This is a genomic window from Streptomyces calvus, assembly GCF_006782915.1.
GTDB classification, from domain to species: Bacteria; Actinomycetota; Actinomycetes; order Streptomycetales; family Streptomycetaceae; genus Streptomyces; species Streptomyces calvus.
The window spans coordinates 1-19,996 of sequence record NZ_VCNP01000015.1 but is presented as its reverse complement, the minus strand read 5'-3'; the positions used below and the strand labels follow the sequence as shown (position 1 = coordinate 19,996).

General features: G+C 73.7%; 16 protein-coding genes. 4 read left to right on the top strand and 12 right to left on the bottom strand.

Annotation, left to right across the window (positions count from 1 at the left end):
• Nucleotides 1-26: 26 nt before the first annotated feature.
• The 8 genes from FGW31_RS07430 to FGW31_RS07395 all read right to left on the bottom strand — a co-directional run bounded on the left by FGW31_RS07430 (nt 27) and on the right by FGW31_RS07395 (nt 9,426).
• Entirely contained in the window at nt 27-1,259 is a 1,233-nt protein-coding gene (locus FGW31_RS07430) for a 3-deoxy-7-phosphoheptulonate synthase (RefSeq protein ID WP_142192570.1), read from the bottom strand.
• The gene (locus tag FGW31_RS07425; protein WP_189595413.1) at nt 1,259-3,223 is read right to left on the bottom strand and encodes an anthranilate synthase family protein; all 1,965 of its coding nucleotides are present in this window, start codon (nt 3,221-3,223) and stop codon (nt 1,259-1,261) included. The genes FGW31_RS07430 and FGW31_RS07425 overlap by 1 nt, the downstream gene beginning before the upstream one ends.
• Nucleotides 3,220-3,906 carry an isochorismatase family protein gene (locus FGW31_RS07420; protein WP_142192569.1) on the bottom strand — a complete coding sequence of 229 codons (687 nt, stop codon included), beginning with the start codon at nt 3,904-3,906 and terminating at the stop codon, nt 3,220-3,222. Before FGW31_RS07420 ends, FGW31_RS07425 begins: the two co-directional genes overlap by 4 nt.
• Nucleotides 3,907-3,996: 90 nt before the next feature.
• Nucleotides 3,997-4,833 carry a 2,3-dihydro-2,3-dihydroxybenzoate dehydrogenase gene (locus FGW31_RS07415; protein ID WP_142192568.1) on the bottom strand — a complete coding sequence of 279 codons (837 nt, stop codon included), beginning with the start codon at nt 4,831-4,833 and terminating at the stop codon, nt 3,997-3,999.
• Complete coding sequence (locus tag FGW31_RS07410) at nt 4,830-6,344, bottom strand: amidohydrolase family protein (protein ID WP_233452432.1); 1,515 nt, start codon at nt 6,342-6,344, stop codon at nt 4,830-4,832. Before FGW31_RS07410 ends, FGW31_RS07415 begins: the two co-directional genes overlap by 4 nt.
• A complete protein-coding gene (locus FGW31_RS07405; RefSeq protein ID WP_142192567.1) occupies nt 6,341-6,622 on the bottom strand; it encodes a phosphopantetheine-binding protein in 282 nt (93 codons plus the stop codon). Before FGW31_RS07405 ends, FGW31_RS07410 begins: the two co-directional genes overlap by 4 nt.
• A gap of 48 nt (nt 6,623-6,670) precedes the next feature.
• The gene (locus FGW31_RS07400) at nt 6,671-8,347 is read right to left on the bottom strand and encodes a (2,3-dihydroxybenzoyl)adenylate synthase (RefSeq protein WP_142192566.1); all 1,677 of its coding nucleotides are present in this window, start codon (nt 8,345-8,347) and stop codon (nt 6,671-6,673) included.
• Complete coding sequence (locus FGW31_RS07395) at nt 8,347-9,426, bottom strand: ketoacyl-ACP synthase III family protein (RefSeq protein WP_142192565.1); 1,080 nt, start codon at nt 9,424-9,426, stop codon at nt 8,347-8,349. Before FGW31_RS07395 ends, FGW31_RS07400 begins: the two co-directional genes overlap by 1 nt.
• Nucleotides 9,427-9,663: 237 nt before the next feature.
• Between FGW31_RS07395 and FGW31_RS07390 the strand changes: the two genes are divergently transcribed.
• On the top strand, nt 9,664-10,971 hold the full coding sequence (locus FGW31_RS07390) for a phenylacetate--CoA ligase family protein (protein WP_142192564.1): 1,308 nt from the start codon (nt 9,664-9,666) through the stop codon (nt 10,969-10,971).
• A 522-nt stretch (nt 10,972-11,493) separates the two neighbouring features.
• Here the strand turns inward: FGW31_RS07390 and FGW31_RS07385 are convergent.
• Nucleotides 11,494-12,231 carry a TetR/AcrR family transcriptional regulator gene (locus FGW31_RS07385; RefSeq protein ID WP_142192563.1) on the bottom strand — a complete coding sequence of 246 codons (738 nt, stop codon included), beginning with the start codon at nt 12,229-12,231 and terminating at the stop codon, nt 11,494-11,496.
• Nucleotides 12,232-12,438: 207 nt separating this feature from the next.
• Here FGW31_RS07385 and FGW31_RS07380 point away from each other — a divergent pair, with 207 nt between their 5' ends.
• Nucleotides 12,439-14,331, top strand: a complete 1,893-nt coding sequence (locus FGW31_RS07380) for an ABC transporter ATP-binding protein (protein ID WP_233452431.1) — start codon at nt 12,439-12,441, stop codon at nt 14,329-14,331.
• On the top strand, nt 14,331-16,076 hold the full coding sequence (locus tag FGW31_RS07375; RefSeq protein ID WP_142192562.1) for an ABC transporter ATP-binding protein: 1,746 nt from the start codon (nt 14,331-14,333) through the stop codon (nt 16,074-16,076). Before FGW31_RS07380 ends, FGW31_RS07375 begins: the two co-directional genes overlap by 1 nt.
• Nucleotides 16,077-16,143: 67 nt before the next feature.
• On the opposite strand, the gene FGW31_RS07370 is transcribed toward FGW31_RS07375, so the two are convergent.
• Together FGW31_RS07370 and FGW31_RS07365 are read right to left on the bottom strand one after the other, a co-directional pair.
• Nucleotides 16,144-16,350, bottom strand: a complete 207-nt coding sequence (locus FGW31_RS07370) for a tautomerase family protein (protein WP_142192561.1) — start codon at nt 16,348-16,350, stop codon at nt 16,144-16,146.
• Entirely contained in the window at nt 16,337-17,752 is a 1,416-nt protein-coding gene (locus FGW31_RS07365) for a DegT/DnrJ/EryC1/StrS family aminotransferase (protein WP_233452429.1), read from the bottom strand. Before FGW31_RS07365 ends, FGW31_RS07370 begins: the two co-directional genes overlap by 14 nt.
• 246 nt (nt 17,753-17,998) lie before the next feature.
• Between FGW31_RS07365 and FGW31_RS07360 the strand changes: the two genes are divergently transcribed.
• Nucleotides 17,999-19,048: an LLM class flavin-dependent oxidoreductase gene (locus FGW31_RS07360; RefSeq protein WP_308432327.1), complete on the top strand. Its 1,050-nt coding sequence runs from the start codon at nt 17,999-18,001 to the stop codon at nt 19,046-19,048.
• Between the two features lie 18 nt (nt 19,049-19,066).
• On the opposite strand, the gene FGW31_RS07355 is transcribed toward FGW31_RS07360, so the two are convergent.
• Entirely contained in the window at nt 19,067-19,894 is an 828-nt protein-coding gene (locus FGW31_RS07355; RefSeq protein WP_142192559.1) for an AfsR/SARP family transcriptional regulator, read from the bottom strand.
• Nucleotides 19,895-19,996: the final 102 nt, after the last annotated feature.

Sequence of the window (19,996 nt, the reverse complement as noted above, 5' to 3'; positions counted from 1 at the left end):
AGGACCCGACGCCCTGCCCGGACACGTCAGCCGGCCGGCACCAGGGGCGGGGTGCGCAGACCGGCGACCAGACGGCCCAGTTCCAGCGCCTGGGTGCGGTTCAGCCGCGGGTCGCAGGCGGACTCGTAGCGCGACGGCAGGTCGGCGGGCCGGACGCCCGCGCTCCACACCGCGCCCGATCCGCCGCCCAGGCACTCCGTCACATCGGCGCCCGTCATCTCCAGATGGACCCCGCCGGGATGCGTGCCCAGCGACCGGTGCACCTCGAAGAAACCGCTGATCTCCTCGTACACGTCGTCGAAGTGCCGGGTCTTGCGGCCGTTCACGCGCACCGTGTTGCCGTGCATCGGATCGCATACCCAGGCCACCGGCACCCCGGCGTCCGCGACCGCGCCGACCAGGTCCGGCAGCACCCGCCGGACCGTGCCCGCGCCCGTGCGCACGATGAACGTCAGCCGGCCGGGCACCGCCGCCGGATTGAGCACCCGCGCCAGGCGCAGCAGGTCGTCCGGGCGGGCACCGGGGCCGATCTTCACCGCCACCGGGTTGCCGATCCGCGCCAGGTACGCGATGTGCGCCCCCTGCGGGTCCCGGGTGCGCTCACCCGCCCACAGCAGGTGCCCCGAACCGGCGTAGGGCCGGCCGGTGCGCGCATCCCGGCGGGTCAGCGGCAGTTCGTAGTCCATCAGCAGCGCCTCGTGCGACACGAACACCTCCCGCGCGGTGCGCGGCCCGGCCTCCGGACGGTCGGCGACCAGCCGCAGCGTCGTCGCGGCGGCCTCGTACGCCCGGAGCATGCGCCGCGGATCGGGCGTGCGCTCCTGCGGGGTGAACGCCGCGCCGTTCACGGCGTCCCCGCGGTACGCGGGCAGGGTGCGGCCGTGCACGGTCTCGACCGGGCTGGAACGCGGCTTGGCGTACTGCCCGGCGAGCCGCCCGACCGTCACCACCGGCATCCCGAAGGCCCGCTCCAGCGTCCCCGCCAGCCGCACCAGGGTCTCCACGGTGCCGTGCACCGCCGCCGGAGTGGCCCGCTCGACCATCTCGGCGCAGTCACCGCCCTGGAGCAGGAAGGCCCGCCCGCGCGCGACCTCGCCGAGCAGCACGGCCAGCCGGTCGCAGTCGTCGGGGCCGACGAGCGGCGGCAGGCCGGCCAGCCGCTGCCGCACCCGCGTCACCTCCTCGGGATCGGGCCACTGCGGCTGCTGCTCGGCCGGACGGACGCCGGCCTGCGGCACGGAGAACTGCGATACGGACATCACGCCGGGACTCCCTGGTCGGGCGGTGGGCAAACGGGCGGGGCGAGCAGGCCGGTGAGCAGGTCGCCCAGGACACGGTCGCCGTTCCTGGTCATCACCGACGCCGGATGGAACTGCACGGAGCAGAACCCGGGACCGCGCAGCGCGTGCACCTCGTGGGTGACCGGGTCCCGCGCGACACGGACCGTGCCGGGGCGCACCGGGGCGCCGGGGATCTCGTCGGACGCGGCGAGCGCCGTGAACGAGTTGTAGAAGTAGACGAGTTCGCGCCGGCCGAACAGGTCGACGGCGCGCTGCACCCCCTGGTTGGGCACCGGGCGGCGCACCAGGTCCAGGCCCAGCGTGCCGCTCAGCACCTGGTGGCCCAGGCACACCGACAGGAACGGCGTGTCCTGCTCCAGCAGTTGGCCGGTGACCTCGTACAGGATGTCGATCTTCGCGTGGCCGCGTTCCCGCGGGTCGCCCGGGCCGGGCCCGACGACCACCAGGTCCGGGCCCTGGAGCGTGTAGTCCTCGTCGTAGCGGCGCACCCGCACGTCGCAGCCGAGGGACCGCAGCAGGGTGGCGCCCATCGCCGTGAAGTGGTCCTCCGCGTCGATGATCAGCACGTCCAGCCCGTCGAGGGCCGGACGCCGCACCCCGCGGGAGCCCGGCTCGGCCAGCCAGAACGGCGCCAGCGGCTCGTTGCGCCGCACCAGCGCCTCCCGTACGGCCGGCAGCCGGGCCGGACCGTCGTGCCGGCCGGTGGCGGCGACGGGCACGGAGCCGTCCTCGTCGCCGGTGGCGGCGACGGCCGCGAGCAGCCCGGCCGCCTTGGCGCGGGTCTCGGCGGCCTCGGCCATCGGGTCGGAGTCCCGCACCAGCGTCGCCCCGACCCCCAGCCGCAGCCGGCCGGCCCGGTCGATGTCCATGGTCCGGATGAGGATCGCCGAGTCCATGACGGGCCGGCCCGCGCGCCGGCCGATCAGGGCGGCGACCCCCGAGTAGTAGCCGCGGCCCCCGGGCTCGAACCGCGCGATCACCGAACAGGCGCTCTCCAGCGGGGAGCCCGTCACGGTCGGCGCGAGCAGGGTGCGGCGCAGGATCTCGCGCGGGTCCAGGCCGGTGCGGCCCTCGATGAAGTACTCGGTGTGGGCGAGGTGCGCCATCATGCGCAGCCGCGGCCCGAGGACCCGGCCGCCCTGCTCGCACACCGCGCTCATCATCTTCAGCTCCTCGTCGACGACCATGAAGAGCTCGTTGGTCTCCTTGTCGTCGGCGAGGAACTCCAGCAGCCCTTCCGCCTCCGGCCCCTCCTCGGGGTAGCGGTAGGTGCCGCTGATGGGGTTCATCACGGCCCGCCCGTCCTCCAGGGACACGTGCCGCTCCGGGCTGGCGCCGACCAGCGTGCGGTCGCCGAGGTGCACCAGGAACGTCCAGTGCTGTCCGGACGTGCGGCGCAGCAGCCGGCCGTAGTACGCCAGCGCGGCCGGTACCGACCAGCCCGCCAGGCGTGCCGAGTAGTCGCGGCGCAGCACGAAGTTGGCGCCCGCCCCGGTGGCGATCTCCTCGTCCAGGACCCGGCGCACGGTGTCGGCGTAGCGGCGGTCGTCCAGTTCGAACCCGCCGTCCTCCAGCCGCAGCGGATGCTCCGCGGACCGCGGGAGCGCGGCCAGGACGTCCGCCAGCGGCACCGACTCCTGCCCGGTGATCCGCAGTCCGGCCAGCGGCGTGCCGTCGTCCACGTGGTCGAAGCCCCGCTCGCGGATCTGCCGGTGCGGGACGAGCGCCAGCAGCTCGAACCCGTCACCGTCACCGGGGCCGTCCAGCGGCAGGTCGGCCAGCGCCTCGTACGCCTCCACCGGTCCGGTCAGCACGTCGACGCGGTCCGGCGAGGCCGACTCGGGGCGGTGCAGCAGCGCGAACGGTCCGGTGTGCGTGCCGTCGGCGATGCGGCGCAGCAGCGCCCCCGGGACGCCGCTCACGACCGTGCCTCCGCGAGCGCGGTGTCCGCCGCCCGCCGCCCGTCCAGCGCGGACACCAGCTCGCGCGTCGGCAGCACCATCGCGCAGCGCGCCGCCATGTAGGACAGCGCCAGCCGGTGGTGGCGGCGGGAGAAGTCCGCGGTGGCGTCGCCCGCGACGAAGGTGCGGATGCCGTGCGCGAACCCGTCGGCGGCCGTCAGCAGGATGCCGACGTGCGCGTACACGCCGCACAGCACCAGCTGGTCACGGCCCGCGGCGCGCAGCAGCCGCAGCAGCTCACCGCCGTGGTAGGCGCTGGGCCGCCACTTGACCAGTACGGTGTCGTCCTCGGCCGGCGCCAACTCGTCGATCACCGACCGGTGTTCGGGACGCGAACTCATGCCGGCGCCCCAGAAGTCGGCGAGCAGCCCGCGGTCGTCCGGGCTCATGTCGCCCGGCTGCGCCGTGTAGAGGACGGGGACACCGGCCCGGTTCGCGGCCTCGCGCAACGCGACGGTGTGGCGGACCAGTTCGGTGCGCGGCGAGTGCCGCGCGGGCAGCTTGTCCACGAAGTAGCGCTGCATGTCGTGGACGAGCAGCACGGCCCGGTCCGGGTCCAGGACCCACTCGGCGGTGTTCTCCGGCAGTTCGCCGGGGGTGGGCATGGCATGGGGGACGATCGGGGGAACGGCAGCCTGCGTCATGGTGTGCCCTTCTTGGTCTTCGAGCGTGTGGGAGCTGGGCCGCGCCCGCCGGCACCACCGGCGGACGCGGCCCGGACCACGGCGGCCGGGTCACACGCCGAGCGTCGCGCCGCCGTCGACCGTGAGGTCCTGCAGGGTGATGTGGCCGGCCCGCTCGGAGAGCAGGAACACCACCGCCTGGGCGACGTCCTCGGGACGGGCCAGCCGGCCGGTCGGGATGCCGACCCGGAACGCCTCCGGCGCGCCCTCGATCGACGGGCGGCTCGCGTCCGCGCCCTCCCACAGGGAGGTCAGCATCGGAGTGTCGGTGGAGCCCGGTGCGACCACGTTGCAGCGGATGCCGGTGCCGGCGAGCTCCAGCCCCAGGCACTTGGTGAAGGCCTGCGCCGCCGCCTTGGACGCCGCGTAGGCGGCCATGCCGGTACGCGCGGTCCGGGCGGCGTTGGAGGTGACGGTGACGACGGCCCCGAAGCCGCGCGGCGCCATCCGGGCGGCCACGGCACGGCTCATCAGGTAGACGCCGGTGGCGTTCACCGCCATGGTGTCGTCCCAGTCCCGCTCGGACAGCCCGGCCACCGGGCCGGGACGCAGGATCCCGGCGGCGTTGACCAGATGCGTGATGGGGCCCAGGTCCCGCTCGACCCGTTCCACCGCATCCGCCACCTCCCGGCCGTCCGACACGTCCGCCGGCACGACCAGCAGCCGCGGCTCCGGGGTCCCGGGCTCGACGGCCGCCTCCTTGCACAGCCGCGCGGCGACCTCCTCCAGGGCCGGACCGTCCCGGTCGACCATGGCCACGGCCGCCCGGTGGCGGACCAGCTCGGCGACGATCTCCGCGCCGATGCCTCCGGCGGCGCCGGTCACCACGGCGATCCGGCCCTCCAGTCCCAGGCCGTCCTCGAGCGGCCCGTGCACCGTCACCGTCATCGGCTTGCCTCCTCACCGGCCCGGCGCCGCGCGGTGCGCGCGAACACCTCGTCGACGCTCTCCGCGGGAACCTTCAGGCAGCGCTGCGAGTACGAGCGCAGCGCCGCCTCGTAGTCGGCCAGCAGCCCGGCCTCGTCGAAGCCGGTGGCCCGGCCCGCCTCCACCAGCACCCGCCCGCCGACGACCACCGTGTCGACGTCGCGGGAGCCGCCCACCGCGAGGAACGCCTCCAGCGGGCGGGGCGTGTGCACGAACCGCCAGTCGTCCAGCGGCACCATCACCAGGTCCGCCTGCCGGCCGACGGCCAGGCTGCCGATCTCCTCGTCCCAGCGCAGTCCGCGGGCGGCGATCCGGGTGCCCATGGCCAGCGCGTCGGTGGGCCGCACCAGCAGCGGGTCGGCGTACATCTCGTTGTGGGTCTGCCAGGCGGCCCGCATCTGCTCGGGCATCCCGGGGAAGACCAGCGGCTGCCCGTCGGTGGACAGCGACACGTCCAGGCCGGCCCGGCGCAGCTCGGGGATCAGCCGGGTCTCCGTCATCGCCGACTCGCCCGCGGAGCCGTACTTGGCGGGGGAGTGGCTCAGGTGCACGCCGGCCTCCAGCAGCATCCGCCGTTCCGCGTCGTCGGCGAACCCGGTGTGGACCGACATCAACCGCTCGTCCAGCAGGCCGAGTTCCGCGAACCGGCGGACCGGCGTGGCACCGTAGTAGCTGCGCACGAAGTCGCCCTCGTGGCGCTGGGCGCCGATGTGCGAGGCGAAGCCGGTGTCGTGGCGCTGCACGATCCCGGCCAGCCCGCGCCCGAGTTCGTCGGTCATGTTGGTGCCGTAGACGGCGGTGGGGCGGGCCCGCAGCAGTCCGGTGTCGTCGTCCGCGCAGGTCTTGACCAGCGCCTCGATCTCGGACAGCACGGCGTCGGTGTCCCGGGTGCGGGTGAACCGGTCCTCGCCGGGACGGCACACGGAGTCCGTGGCCCAGGTGCTGACCGAGCAGCGCATGCCCAGCCACACCGCGGCGGCGGCCAGCGCCTCCGGGCGGTTGACCGAGCCGACGTCACCGAGCGTGGTCACGCCCGCCCGCAGCTGGGTCCACATCGAGTACCGGGCGATGGCCTCGCCCTCGTCGGGGGTGAGGCCGGCGATCAGGTCGTGGAAGGAGTCGAAGACGGCGGAGATGCGGTGCATGTCGCCGCCGTTGCCGAGGAAGCCGGCCTGGTCGCCGCGGTCGCTCGCGGGCCGCAGCGCCCCGTTGAACGGCAGCCGGGTGGCGAACAGTTCGTGCCAGTGCGCGTTGACGAATCCGGGCAGCACGAGCATCCGGCGGGCGTCCAGGGTACGCAGCGCGGCCCGCCGCTCGGGCGGCAGCGCGGCGACGGCGGCGTCCACCTCGGCGACCGTCCCGACGGCCGTGATGCGGCCGTCGACGGCCAGCAGCGACCCCTCGGGCAGGATCCGTTCCTCGTCGTCGGCGGTGCACAGGTGCGCGCCGCGCACCAGCAGCGGTCCGGTCACGCGGCACCTCCCGGTGCGGCCGCCCGGGTGCGGGCGTCGGCGAGGGCACGGCTGAAGCCGGCGACGGTCGGGTCGGAGAGCAGGGAGTCGAAGTCGACGGGGAAGCCGCCCCGCCGCCAGCGGCTGCTCAGCCGCATGACTTCGAGCGAGCCGAGCCCCAGCAGGATCAGGTTGGCGTCGTCCGGGATGTCTTCCGGCGCGGTGCCCAGGAGCTGTGCGACGGCGTCACGCACCTGCGCGCGCAACTCCTGGTCCCCGGTCGGTGTACTGGTGTCCATGGGCGGTGCGGGCCTTCCTTCGGTCGTGGAGTGACAGGGCGGCGGGACTCAGGCCGTGCGGTCGCGGGAGGGCACGAACGCCCCCGTCTCCGGCGGCCGTTCGCCGCGGACCAAGGCGGCCAGCGCCTTCTTGTCCGTCTTGCCGAGACCGGTGAGGGGCAGCTCGTCGAGGTACACGAGCCGGTCGGGCAGCTTGTACTCGGCGAGTCCGCGGGCCTGCATGGCCCGCTTCAGCTCCGGCAGCAGCATCTCCTCGGCACCGTCGGCCCTGACCAGGCAGGCGCAGGTGCGCTCGCCCAGGAAGTCGTCGGGCACGGCGACGACCGCCGCGCGTGCCACGCCGTCCAGCGCCTGGAGGTGCCCCTCGACCTCGGCGGCGGACACCTTGTCGCCGCCGCGGATGATGACGTCCTTGATCCGGCCCTCGATGACGAGGTTGCCGTCGTCGGTCAGCCGGGCCAGGTCGCCGCTGCGGTAGAAGCCGTCCTCGGTGAACGCGCGGGCGTTGTGCTCGGGCGCGCGGTAGTAGCCCTGGAGCGTGTACGGGCCGCGGGCGAGGAGTTCGCCGACCTCACCGGCGGGCACCTCGGCGCCGTCCTCGCCGACGATGCGGATCTCGTCCGCGGGCGAGATCGGCCGGCCCTGGGTGGTGAGGACCGTCTCGGCCGGGTCGCCGTCCCGGGTGAAGGTGCACAGGCCCTCCGCCATCCCGAACACCTGCTGGAGGCGGCAGCCGAACGCCGGCTCGATCTGCTCGGCGACGGTGCGGTGCAGCTTGGCGCTGCCGATCTGCAGGGTGCGCAGGCTCGACAGGTCGTCGGTGAGCCACTCCGCGCCCTCCAGCCACAGCTGCACGACGCTCGGCACGACCGAGGTGAGGGTCACCCGTTCGCGCTCGATCAGCGGGAAGCAGGTCTCGGGCGTCGGGTCCTCGGCGAACACCACGGTGCCGCCGGCCCGCAGCGTGCCCACGATGCCGGGGCAGCCCCAGGTGAAGTTGAACGCCACCGGCAGCGTCGCGAGGTACACGTCCCGCTCGGTCAGCGAGGCGGCGGAGCCGGCGGCCCGCACCTGGTACGTGTAGTCGTCGTGGGTCCGCGGAATGAGCTTGGGCAGCGCGGTGGTCCCGCCGGACAGCAGGAAGAACGCCACGTCGGAGGGGTCCAGCACGGGGAACGGGGCCGCGTCCGGGTCGCCGTCCACCTCGGACAGCGGCACCACGGGGTCGCCGTCCGATGCGGACGGGTCGTCGCCGCACACGAACAGGTGCTTCAGCGTGGGGACTTCGCTGCGGATGCGCCGGGCGAGCGCCGCGTGGTCGAAGCCCCGCAGCAGGCCCGGGCTGACGTAGCCGACCGCGCCGGACAGCTCGCACAGGTGGCGGATCTCCACGTCCCGGTGGGCGGGCAGCGAGAACACGGGCCGGGCGCCGATGGTGAACAGGGCGAAGCAGACCCGTACGAAGTCCGGGGTGTTGGGCAGCTGGACGACGACGCGGTCGCGGTCGCCGATGCCGTGGTCCCGGAAGCCGGCGGCGAGCCGCCGCACCTCCTGCTCCAGTTCGGCGTAGCTGATCCGGCGGCCGGCGCCGACCAGCGCGGTCTTCGGCCCGTGGGTGCGGGCGGCGTCGGCCAGCAGCCGCACCAGGCTCTCACCGCGCCAGTACCCGTCCCTGCGGTAGCGCTCGGCCCGCTCGGCCGGCCAGGGGGTGCAGTGGTCCAGCATCACGCCTCCTCTCCCGACGTCACCGAGCGCTGCTCGGCCGTCGGCTCCGCGGTGATCTCCAGGACGGCGCACCCGGCCTCCATGCCGGTGGCCGCGCCGATGAGCATCACGTGGTCGCCGGGGCCCACTTCGCCGTCCAGCCACAGCCGTTCCAGGGCGATCACGAAGTCACTGACACCGGTGTGGCCGATGCGCCGGCAGATCTCCCAGGTGCCCTGTTCGAGGCTCACGCCGAGCGGCTCCAGGAACATGGTCAGCAGCGGGTCCTCGTTGAAGCCGACGTGGCAGAAGCGCCGGATGTCGGACAGCGCGAGGCCGGCCTCGGCGGCGGTGCGCTCGGCGATCGCCGCGACCTGGTCGCCGAAGTGCCCGATGGGCGGCTTCACGCCGGACGCCCACTGCTGACGCCAGTACTGCACCCGGGAGTCGAAGTCGAGCGGGATGCCCGCGGTGACGCTCGGCGGCAGCAGCGCCTCGCCGCCCCGGTGCAGGGCCTCCATGCGCGGGTCGGACAGTGAGCCGACGGAGAGCACGCGGGCGAAGCCGGGACGGCGCGACACGACCAGTGACGAGCCGGCGTCCCCGAACAGGAACAGCTTGGAGGAGGTCCAGCGGTTCACCATCGGCGTGGAGAAGTTGTCGCCGGTCGTCAGCAGGACGCTGTCTCCGCCCCCGCCGCCGGTGTACCGGTCCAGCGACAGCCGGCAGGCGGCGGCCTCCAGTGCGGCCACCATGCCGAGGCAGCCCTGCCGGATCTCCATGGCTGGCACCGGCCGGTCCAGGGTGTTCAGCAGTACGTAGTGCGGGGCCGACCAGCCGTCGGGCCCCTGGTGGTAGGCGCTGCTGTGCAGCAGCGCCGCGAAGTCGTCGGGTTCCTGCCCCGACCGTGCCAGCGCCGTCCGCGCGGCGCGGATCGCCATGTCCGGCGCCGGTACGGTGTCCTCGACGGCGACGGACTCGATGCCCGACGCCTCCCGGTACCCGGCGTCGAGGCGGCCGTCCTTGACCGCCAGGTCGGTCGGCACGAGCTCGGGAACGTAGCAGCCCACGCCCGACAGATGGATGTCCTCGACCTTCACCCCGGCCCCTCTCGTCTTGGCTGTGTGCACACGGTGGATCGCGGCCAGCACAACACCCGTGGGGGGACGGCCACCTGAGTAGCAGTCACTCAGCTTCACGCCCGGCACCTGGCCCGCCGCCCGGCCCGCCACTCACGCCGGGCGGGAGCGGATGAGTAGCGCGCACTCACGAGTGGCGGGGCCGCGGCTGCTGTGCTGGGCGAACAGGCGTGGGCGAGTCCCGAGGAGGCATCCGCCATGACAGTGACCAGGCCGGAGATCGGCGACTGGAAGAGCGTCGAGGAACTGCGCGCGCTCCAGGAGCGGCAGCTGCCGCTGCTGCTGGCCCGCGCGGCCCGCTCACCCTTCTACCGGGCCCGTCACACCGGCCGCTCGGCCCCGGCGACCCCGGCCGACCTGCGGTCCCTGGAACCGACCACGAAGCAGGACCTGCGCGACGCCTACCCGTTCGGTCTGCTGGCTGTGAACCGTACGGAACTGGCGACCTACCACGAGTCGAGCGGTTCGGCCGGCAGCCCGACCGCGTCGTACTACACGCGCAGCGACTGGGACGACCTGGCGGAGCGGTACGCCCGCAAGTGGGTCGGCATCGGACCGAGCGACACCTTCCTGGTCCGCACCCCCTACGCCCTGATGATCACCGGCCATCTCGCGCACGCCGCCGCCCGGTCCAAGGGCGCGACGGTGGTGCCCGCGGACAGCCGCTCGGCGGCCACGCCCGCGGCCCGTACGGTACGGCTGCTGCACCGTCTGGGCGTCACGCTGACCTGGTCCAACCCGACGGAGACGCTGCTGTGGGCCGCGGCGGCCCGGGCGGCGGGCCTGGACCCGAGGACCGACTTCCCGTCCCTGCGGGCCCTGTTCGTGGGCGGCGAGCCGCTGTCACCGGCCCGGCGGGCCCGCATCAGCACCTTGTGGAACGCGCCGGTCGTGGAGGAGTACGGCTCCACCGAGACGGGCACGCTGGCCGGGCAGTGCCCGGAGGGCCGGCTGCACCTGTGGGCGGACCGGGTGCTGTGCGAGGTCCTGGACCCGGCGACCGGCCGGCTCTCCGACGAGGGCCGCGGCCGGCTGGTGGTGACACCGCTGTACCGCGAGGCCATGCCGCTGCTGCGGTACAACCTCGACGACGAGGTGGAGGTGGAGTACACGGACTGCGCCTGCGGCTGGCGGCTGCCGGTGGTGCGGGTGCTGGGCCGGGGCGGGTTCGCCTGGCCGGTGGGCGGCGGCACGGTGGACCAGCACCAGGTGGAGGACCTGGTGTTCGGCCTGCCCCCGCAGGACGGCGTGCTGTTCTGGCGGGCCCGCGCCGCCCGCGACCGGCTGCACATCCAGGTGGAGGCGCCCGAGGAGCGCGGCACGGACGTGGAACACCGCCTGACGGAAGCGGTACGGCGGACGCTGTCCGTACCGTGCCGGGTGGAGGCACTCCCTCCGGGCAAACTCGTCCCGACCCACGTCCTCACCGCCAACCCCGACGCCCTCAAACCCCGCGGCCTCTTCGGCCCCGACGAGGACTGGGACAACGCCCTCCTGTACTACTGACACACCGAACGGGGCCCGCACCCCCGCAGCGACTGCCGCGTACGGCGCGGGGGTACGGGGCGAGCGCCCACCACATCGACTGCGGCGTACGGCTCATGATGCGGGACGGGCGCCCACCGGAGCGACTGCGGCGTACGGCGCGAGGCGAGCCCCCCGGAGCGACTGCGGCGTACGGCGCGGGGGTGCGGGGCGAGCCCCCCCCGGAGCGGCTGCGGCGTACGGCGCGGAGGGGGCGGGGCGGGGGTGTCCGCCCGCAGCGACTGGCGCGTCAACGCCCCCACCCCTCCAACGCCCCATTCCGCGCCGGTCCGAGGACGGACACCCCCGCCCCGCCCCCGACCCACCCACCGCCCCAAGGCGCCCCCCGCCCCCCGGCATTCCGCCCCCCGCCCACCGGCATTCCGCCCCCCGCCCACCGGCACCCGCCCACCGGCACCCGCACCCGCGCCCGCCTCGGACCCCGTCCGACCGCAGGCGCCACGCCACCGTCACCCGCGCCCCCCCCGGCGCAGGCCCCGCGGATCAGCCCGGCAACCCGCCCCGGTCCGCCCGTCCGAGGACCGCCGCCACACCGTCCAGCGACCGCTCCACGGTGTACGCGTAGAAGTCGTCCTCCAGCGCCGCGATCGCCTCCGGATCATCGGTGCCCCGGCTGGTCACGGCCGCCCCGACGGCCGCCAGTCCCGGCCGCTCCGGATCGTCCCGGTGCGCGGCGAGCGCCCCCGCCAGCCGTACGCGCGCCTCCGGCAGGTTCTCCGCCCGGTCGTCCTCCACCATCACCAGCGTGAACGCGGAGTTGGTGAGGTACCGGTACGCGGCCGTCGCCCCGTCGCCGAACCCGGCCTGCTGCAGCACCAGGATGCCCCGGTCCATCATCGTCAGCGCCGACGGAATGATCGGCCCGATCCGCACCAGCCGCCGCGCCACGCCCCGGTACCGCCGCAGCACGGGCCGTCCTTCCAGCAGCAGCGAGCTGAACCATTCCCGCCAGCCGAGGTCCTGCGCCGGCAGCGGGATCATGCTCACCACGCGGTCGGCCACGGCGTCGGCCACCGCGTCGCGGTCGCCGACGTGGTGGTAGACGGCGCGCGGCCAGACCTCCAGCGCGGCCGCCAGCTGCCGGGTGGACCAGGCGTCGAGACCGTCCGTCTCGGTGAGCCGGAGCGCCGCGTCGACGATGCCCACGGGTGTGATGGGCGGCCGGTCGAGGGGGCGTCGTCCGCGGCCTCCGGGGGCGGGTGAACTCGGCGAACTGGGCATGGCAGGCAATGTATTCACTCCTCGGTTCTCTGCGGTGTCCGGCGCTTCTTGACCCGGCCCGCCCGGTCCATCGTATGGTGGACGAAATCTATTACCCAGTGGATAGTAAGCTCTACAATTACCCAGTGGGTAGTGCCTCTCCGTGTTCACGCCCGCGCGCAGCCGGCACCCACCCCTGCGCTCACGCTCCCGAAATGGAGGACGACGATGGCCGCGGAACCCGCCGCGCTTCCGTCATTACTGCAGCCCATCCGCAGGCGGCTGGCTCTGGCGGTCCTCTGCCAGGCCGTCTCCGCCCTGCTCAACATCGCCCCGTTCCTCGCCGTCGCCGAACTGGCCCGCGTCCTGCTCGCCGACGGCCCGGTGGACCGTGACCGCGCCTGGACCGTCACCGCCCTCGCGGGCGCCTGCCTCCTGGTGCGGCTGCTGTTCCTCGTCACCGCGAGCGTCGTCAGCCACCTCGCCGAGAACGACCTCCAGTTGTCCATCCGCCGCCTGCTCGTCGGCCGGCTCGACCGGGTGCCGCTGGGCTGGTTCTCGGGGCGCGGCGCAGGCGCGGTGAAGAAGGCCGTGCAGGACGACGTGCACGCGCTGCACCACCTGGTCGCCCACTCCCTGCTGGAACTGACCGCCGCGGTGATCGTGCCGCTGTCGACGCTCGCCTACCTCTTCTGGGTGGACTGGCGCATGGCGCTGATCACGATGATCCCGCTGGTGCTCGGCATCGGCCTGTTCGGCCGTACCGGCGCGGCGTTCAAGAAGAACCTGCCCGCGCTGGACGCGGCGATGACGGACATCAACGGCGCGGCGGTGGAGTTCGTCCAGGGCATCGCCGTGGTGAAGACGTTCGGCCAGACCCGCCGGGCCCACCGCCGCTACGCCGAGGCGGCGGACCGGTTCGCCTCGTTCTTCCGCGGCTGGGTCGACTCGCTGGTCACGCCCAGGGCCCTGTCCGAGATCGTGCTCTCGGCGCCGACGATGCTGTTCACCGTGCTGCTCGGCGGCACCGCCCTGATCACCACGGGCAGGACCGCACCGGAGGACCTGGTGCCGTTCGCGCTGCTCGCGGTCGGCATCACCACTCCGGTGCTGACGATCAGTTTCGCCGAGGAGGAGGTGCGTGCCGCGAAGGCCGCCGCGGACCGTATCGGCGCGGTGCTGGCCACGGACGAACTGCCCCTGCCGGAGCGGCCCGCCACGGCCGGCCCGGGCGCCGTGACCTTCGAGGGCGTCGGCTTCTCCCACGACGGCGAGCACCGCGTCCTGGACGGCGTCGAACTGATCCTGGCGCCGGGCACGACCACCGCGCTGGTGGGCCCCTCGGGCGCGGGCAAGAGCACGCTGGCGTCGCTGCTGCCGCGTTTCTGGGACCCCGACGAGGGCACGATCCGCGTCGGCGGCACGGATCTGAGGGACCTGGCGCCGGAGGAGATCTACCGGCGGATGTCCTTCGTCTTCCAGGACGTACGGCTGCTGCGCGACACCGTCCGTGCCAACCTGCTGATCGCCCGGCCTGACGCCACCGACGAGGAGGTCGAGGACGCCGCGCGGCGGGCCCGCATCCACGACCGGATCACCGAACTGCCGCGCGGCTACGACTCGGTCGTCGGTGAGGACGCCCGGTTCTCGGGCGGTGAGGCGCAGCGGCTGTCCATTGCGCGCGCCATGCTCGCCGACACTCCGGTCCTCGTCCTGGACGAGGCGACCGCGTACGCGGACCCGGAGTCGGAGGCGGCCGTCCAGGACGCCCTGTCCGAACTCACCCGCGGCCGCACCCTGCTGGTCATCGCGCACCGGCTGTCGACGGTGAAGGACGCCGACCAGATCGTGGTCCTCGACGGTGGACGGGTGGTGGAGCGCGGCACGCACGACGAGCTGCTCGCCCTGCGCGGCACCTACGCCGGGATGTGGCAGGCCCACGAGCGCAGCACCGTGTGGCGCCCCGGCAGCCCGTCGCAGTCCACCGCCGACGACCCCACGGGCAGCGACACCCTGGCCGGCGACACGACGGGCAGCGACACCCTGGCCGGCGGCACCACGGCCGGTGACGGCACCACGGCCGGCGCCGCACCCCGTCCCGCGATCGAGGAGGCCGTCTGATGCTCCGTCAACTCATGGCCGTGGTCGGCCCCGCCGAGCGGCGGCTGCTGCGGACCGTACTCGCCCTCCAGGTCCTCGGGGCCGTCCTGCAGGCCGTGGCGTTCGTCCTGATCGTGCCGGTGCTCGAGCGGCTGCTCGGCGACGAACCCGAGGACGCCTGGCCGTGGGTGTGGGCCCTGGCCGCCGCCGCGCTGGCCCAGTCCGTCGTCCACTACCTGGCCACCAAGGGCGGCTTCAAGGCGGGCGCCGCGCTGTCCAAGGTGCTGCACAACCGCATCGGCGACCACGTCTCCGCCCTGCCGCTCGGCTGGTTCGGCCCGACCAGGACCGGCGAGCTGAGCAACCTCACCACCCAGTCCGTGATGGGCATCATGCGCGTCCCCGGCTATCTGTTCCGCCCGCTGATCAGCGGGCTGCTCACACCGGCCGCGGTGGTGCTGCTCATGTTCGCGTTCGACTGGCGCCTGGCGCTCGCCGCGGCCTGCACGGCACCGTTCATCGCGCTCGTGCTGCGCTGGAGCACCGGGAGGACCGCCACCGCCGACCGGCTGCGCGCCGAGGCCATGACGGAGGGCGCCAACCGGGTCATCGAGTACGCCGAGAACCAGCCGGTGCTGCGTGCCTTCCCCGGCTCCCGGGCGGCCGGCGGCAACCGGCTCGACGAGGCGCTGTCCGCCCAGCGGGACGCGGGACGCCAGGTCATGGTGGCCGGCGTCCCCGGCCAGGTCGGCTTCACCCTCACCGTGCAGGCCGCCTTCACGGTGATCCTGGTGTACGGCACCTACCTCGCCCTCGGCGGTTCGCTCGACGTGCCCGAGCTGCTGGCCCTGCTGGTGCTCGCCGCGCGGTTCGTGGAGCCGATGGCGGAGGCCGCCAACCTGGGCTCGGCGCTGCGCTCCACGCGTGCCGCGCTCGGCCGGGTGCAGCGACTGCTGGACGAGAAGCCGCTGCCGGAGCCGGAGCACCCGATCCGTCCGTCCGGCGCGGACATCGAGTTCGAGGCGGTGGAGTTCTCCTACGACGACGGCCGCACGGTGCTGGAGGACGTCGGCTTCCGCATCCCCGAGCGGACCATGACCGCGCTGATCGGGCCCTCGGGCTCCGGCAAGACCACGATCGCGCGGCTGATCGCCCGGTTCTGGGACGTGACGTCGGGTGCCGTGCGCGTCGGCGGTGTGGACGTGCGGGACCTGCCGACCGAGGACCTGATGTCCCGTATCTCGGTGGTGTTCCAGGACGTCTACCTCTTCGAGGGCACCATCGAGGACAACATCAGGGCCGGCCGGCCCGACGCGACCGACGCCGAGGTGCGCCGGGCCGCCGAGCAGGCCCGGGTCGACGAGATCGCCGAGCGGCTGCCGGGCGGCTGGTCGGCGCAGGTCGGGGCGGGCGGCGCGGCACTGTCCGGCGGTGAGCGGCAGCGCATCTCCATCGCCCGGGCCCTGCTGAAGGACGCTCCGATCGTGCTGCTGGACGAGGCCACGGCGTCCCTCGACCCGGAGAACGAGCGGGCGGTGCAGCACGCGCTGTCGGAGCTCACCCGCGACCGGACGCTGCTGGTGATCGCCCACCGGTTGCAGACGGTGCTCGCCGCCGACCAGATCCTCGTCCTCGACGAGGGCCGGATCGTGCAGCGCGGCACGCACCGGGAACTCATCGCCCAGCAGGGCCGGTACGCCGACTTCTGGGCGGAGCGCAGCCGCAGCCGCGGCTGGCGCCTGTCCCGGACGCCCGTCGCCGGCTGACGGGAAAACCCCCGACGGGCCGCTCACGCGGTCCGTCGGGGGCTCCATGCGGCCGCCGCTCCCGGACTCACCCCCGGGCCGAGAGCGGCGGCTTTCCCGGCTCGCCGGCGATGCCCCAGCGGGTGGCCGGCACCTCCTGCAGGACGATCCAGGTCGAGGCGCGCGCCGCGTCGCCGAACACCTCGGCCACCGCGTCGGTGAGCTTGGCGATCAGCTCCGTCTCGGTGTCACCGTCCAGGCGGCCTTCGTAGAGCTTGACGTCAATGAGCGGCATGCGAGGTCTCCTTCAGACTCGATACGGTCCCGCGGCCGGTCCCCGCACCCTCGGCGGCCCCGGCACTCCCTGCGTCTTCACCAATCGCACCGTTCGCACCGTTCACAGCGATCTCAGCGGTCTCGGCGGTCTCTGCGTGCTCGGCGGTCTCTGCGTGCTCGGCGTTCTCGGCGTTCTCCACCACGGCGCGCGCGTCCTCCAGGGCCGCGTCCAGCGCCTCGGCCATGTGGTCCACCTGCGCGTCGGTCAGACCCGGATGGCACGGCAGGTTGACGTGCTCGGTGAACCACAGCTCCTCCGCCACCGGGCACTCGCCGCGCCCGTGCCCGCGCGAACGCCACTCCGGTGTCAGGTGCAGCGGGAAGTAGCGCAGCTGCACCTCGACACCCCGCGCGTCCAGGCCGCGCACCAGCGCCTCACGGGTGCCGCGGGGTCCTGACACGAAGCACGTGTACAGGTGCTGCGCGTGGTGCACTCCCGGGCGGGGCCGGCCGGCCCGGGCGTGCGGGTGGCGGTCCACCACCTCGTTCAGCCGCGCGGCGATGGCCCGCCGCCGGTCGACGAGGTCCTCCAGCCGGTCGAGCTGGTGCAGCCCCACCACGCAGGCGGCCTCCGACAGCGTCGCGTTGGTCCCGCTGCGGCGCACGCCCAGGCAGGCGTCCCGGTACACCGACGACGCGTACTTCATCCAGGGCAGCAGCTCGGGGGCGTCCAGCGGTGACGCGCTCCCGGCGACGAACACGCCGTCGACCTCGTTGGAGCGCAGCCGGTCGATCCGCTCGGCCCAGTCGTCGCGGTCGAGCGTGAGCATCCCGCCCTCGCCGAGGGTGGTGATGTTCTTCGACGCGTGGAAGCTGAAGCAGCCGATGTCGCCGAGCGATCCCGGGCGCCGGCCGTCGTACTGGGCGCCGAGCGCGTGCGCGCAGTCCTCGACGACGAGGATGCCCCGCTGTCTGGCCATGGTCACGATCTCGTCCATCTCGGCCGGCCAGCCGCCGTAGTGGACGAGCAGGATGGCCCGGGTGCGGTCCGTGATCAGGCCCTTCAGGACGGCCGGGTCCATGTTGAGCGACTCCCGGTCGATGTCGCAGAACCGCACCCGCACCTGTCGGTCGAGCAGCGGCTGTGCGGTCGCCTGGAAGGTCTGCGGGGTGACGACGACCTCGTCCCCCGGTGCCAGGTCGAGCAGGTGGACGGCCAGTTCCAGGGCGACGGTGCCGCTGGTGACGCTCAGCGCGTACCGGGTGCCGGCGTACTCGGCGAAACGCCGCTCGAACCGCTCGCGCCAGGACCCCATGGACAGTGATTCTCCGGATTCGAGCAGCTGTCCAAGAGCCGCCGCCTCCGTCGCACCGAGGATGCTTCCGCGACTCGCGTACGGAACTTTGTAGGCCCCGCGCATAAGTACCCTCCGGCTGGATTCGGGGATTGATTTCCCGTCGCCGACATGGGCGACGCGAATGACTCTACGTTTGTGGCGCACCCGCGAAGACAGCAAGAGGCCGTGACTGACAAGGATTTGACAGCACGTCAATCGCGCGCTGTTCCCTTGCCCTTTCCCGGAACTCCGCCCCATGATTCGGAACGAACCGAACGAGCGGCCGCACACCCAGTCGACACGAGGGGCGAAGCGTTTATGAAATTCGGCGTGAATTTCTTTCCGGTGGTCGATCCCGCGCACAAGAGCGCCACCGCCTACTACGACGAGACCCTCCGCCTCGTGGAACTCGCCGAGGCGCTGGACTTTGAACACGTGCAGACGGTGGAGCACTACTTCACCGGGTACGGCGGGTACTGCCCCGACCCGGTCACCCTGCTGACCGCGGCGGCCGCCCGCACCAGCCGCATCCGCATCACCACGGGCGCGGTCGTCCCCGCCTTCACCCACCCGGTCAAGCTGGCGGGAAAGCTGGCCATGCTCGACCACCTCTCGCACGGCCGGCTCGACGTCGGCTTCGGACGGGGCTTCCTGCCCTCGGAGTTCGAGGCCTTCGGCGTCCCCATGGACGAGAGCCGGGCCCGGTTCGACGAGGGCGTGGCGGCCTGCGTACGGCTGTGGAGCGAGGAAGACGTGGTCTTCGAGGGCCGTTTCCACCGGTTCGGCCCGGTGACCCTGCTGCCCCGCCCCCTCCAGGCGCCGCACCCGCCGGTGTTCATCGCCTCCGCGACCAGCGCCGAGTCGTGCGCGGCCGCCGGCACCGCCGGCCACCACCTCCAGGTGGTGCCGTCGGTCACCAGCGCCGAGCAGCTGTCCGGAATGCTGCAGAAGTACCGGGCCGCCTGGGACGAGGCGGGCCACGACCCGGCCGCCCGCCGCATTCAGATCAAGTACACCTGTTATCTGGCCGACGACGCCGCCGAAGCACGGCGTACCGGCGCACACTACGAGCGCTCCTACATCGAGCACATGACGAAGGCCGTGGAGCCGCTCGCGCAGGGAAAGCGGGCCGATTACCCGGGCTACGAGAAATTCCTGGAGAAGGCCAGGAACTACGACTTCGAGGCCTCTCTCGCGGCGAACAAGGTGTTCGCGGGCGACGCGGCCCAAGTGCGCGGCCAGGTGGAGCGGATGCGCGACGAGTTCGGTGCGGACCTGACCGTCAGCCTGCAGTTCAATCCCGGCGGTCTGCCCTACGGCCGCGCCGCACGGGCCATGGAACTGTTCGCCCAGGAAGTCGCCCCCGCCTTCACCGGCTGACGCGCGACGCGGCCGGGCTCAGCGGCGGGTGAGCGCTCCGGGAGCCCGCCCCCGCCGTGCCAGCAGCAGCGACAGCCGCTCCACCTGGGTGCGCAGCAGCCGCTGCTCGTCGACGAGTTCGTCGACCCGTGCGCGCAGCCGCAGCAGCTCGCCGCCGTCGCCCGCACCGGTCCCTGCCGCGGCGGCCGGCACCGGCGGAAGGTCCGGGCCCTGCTCCACGGCCCGCTCCCACGGCCGGCCGCCGCCGAACCGCTCCCGCCCGGGATGCGCGGCGGTGATCCGGCGCAGTTCACCGACGGCCTCGCGCCGCGGGCCCAGCCGCAACTGGACGTCGTACAGCGCCTGGAGGGCGGTCAGCCGCTCCTCCTCCAGCTCCGCCGCCGCCCCCGCGCACAGCGGCCCGCTGGTGCTGCCGGCCATCGCCGGCCCCCGCCACAGCCCCAGCGCCTCCTTCAGCAGGGCGCGGGCGGCGCGCGGATCACTGTCCAGCAGCGCCACGGCCCGCGCCGTCCCCGTACGGAACCGGGCACTGTCCAGCTCCTCGGGACGCACCTGGAGCACGTAACCGGTGTCGCGGGCGATCAGCCGCGGGCTGTTGGCGCGGGACGGCTCGGCCTCGATCAGCAGCTGCCGCAGCCGCGACACATGGGCCTGGAGGGCGTTCACCGCCTTGCCGGGCGCCCGGCCGTTCCACAGCTCCTCGATGAGACGGGCCATGGGCACGGGCACACCGGGCCGGGCCAGCAGCGCCCCCAGCAGCTGCCGCTGTTTGGGACTGGTCAGGGGCACCCACCGGTCCGCGACGTCGTCGTGGACCTCGGGGACGCCCAGCACTCGAAACTGCATCTGCACCTCCGCGGTCGCACACCCCTGCTCCGGCCCAGCTGACCGTGGACCGGGCCCCGGGCGCCTGAGTGCCGGGTACTCATCTGTGCCGGTGTGCCGCCC

Excerpts from the sequence above, each read along its gene's own strand:
- FGW31_RS07430 (WP_142192570.1), bottom strand. The coding sequence starts at position 1,259 with ATGTCCGTATCGCAGTTCTCCGTGCCGCAGGCCGGCGTCCGTCCGGCC.
- FGW31_RS07420 (WP_142192569.1), bottom strand. The coding sequence starts at position 3,906 with ATGACGCAGGCTGCCGTTCCCCCGATCGTCCCCCATGCCATGCCCACC.
- FGW31_RS07415 (WP_142192568.1), bottom strand. The coding sequence starts at position 4,833 with ATGACGGTGACGGTGCACGGGCCGCTCGAGGACGGCCTGGGACTGGAG.
- FGW31_RS07405 (WP_142192567.1), bottom strand. The coding sequence starts at position 6,622 with ATGGACACCAGTACACCGACCGGGGACCAGGAGTTGCGCGCGCAGGTG.
- FGW31_RS07400 (WP_142192566.1), bottom strand. The coding sequence starts at position 8,347 with ATGCTGGACCACTGCACCCCCTGGCCGGCCGAGCGGGCCGAGCGCTAC.
- FGW31_RS07390 (WP_142192564.1), top strand. The coding sequence starts at position 9,664 with ATGACAGTGACCAGGCCGGAGATCGGCGACTGGAAGAGCGTCGAGGAA.
- FGW31_RS07385 (WP_142192563.1), bottom strand. The coding sequence starts at position 12,231 with ATGCCCAGTTCGCCGAGTTCACCCGCCCCCGGAGGCCGCGGACGACGC.
- FGW31_RS07380 (WP_233452431.1), top strand. The coding sequence starts at position 12,439 with ATGGCCGCGGAACCCGCCGCGCTTCCGTCATTACTGCAGCCCATCCGC.
- FGW31_RS07375 (WP_142192562.1), top strand. The coding sequence starts at position 14,331 with ATGCTCCGTCAACTCATGGCCGTGGTCGGCCCCGCCGAGCGGCGGCTG.
- FGW31_RS07370 (WP_142192561.1), bottom strand. The coding sequence starts at position 16,350 with ATGCCGCTCATTGACGTCAAGCTCTACGAAGGCCGCCTGGACGGTGAC.
- FGW31_RS07365 (WP_233452429.1), bottom strand. The coding sequence starts at position 17,752 with ATGCGCGGGGCCTACAAAGTTCCGTACGCGAGTCGCGGAAGCATCCTC.
- FGW31_RS07355 (WP_142192559.1), bottom strand. The coding sequence starts at position 19,894 with ATGCAGTTTCGAGTGCTGGGCGTCCCCGAGGTCCACGACGACGTCGCG.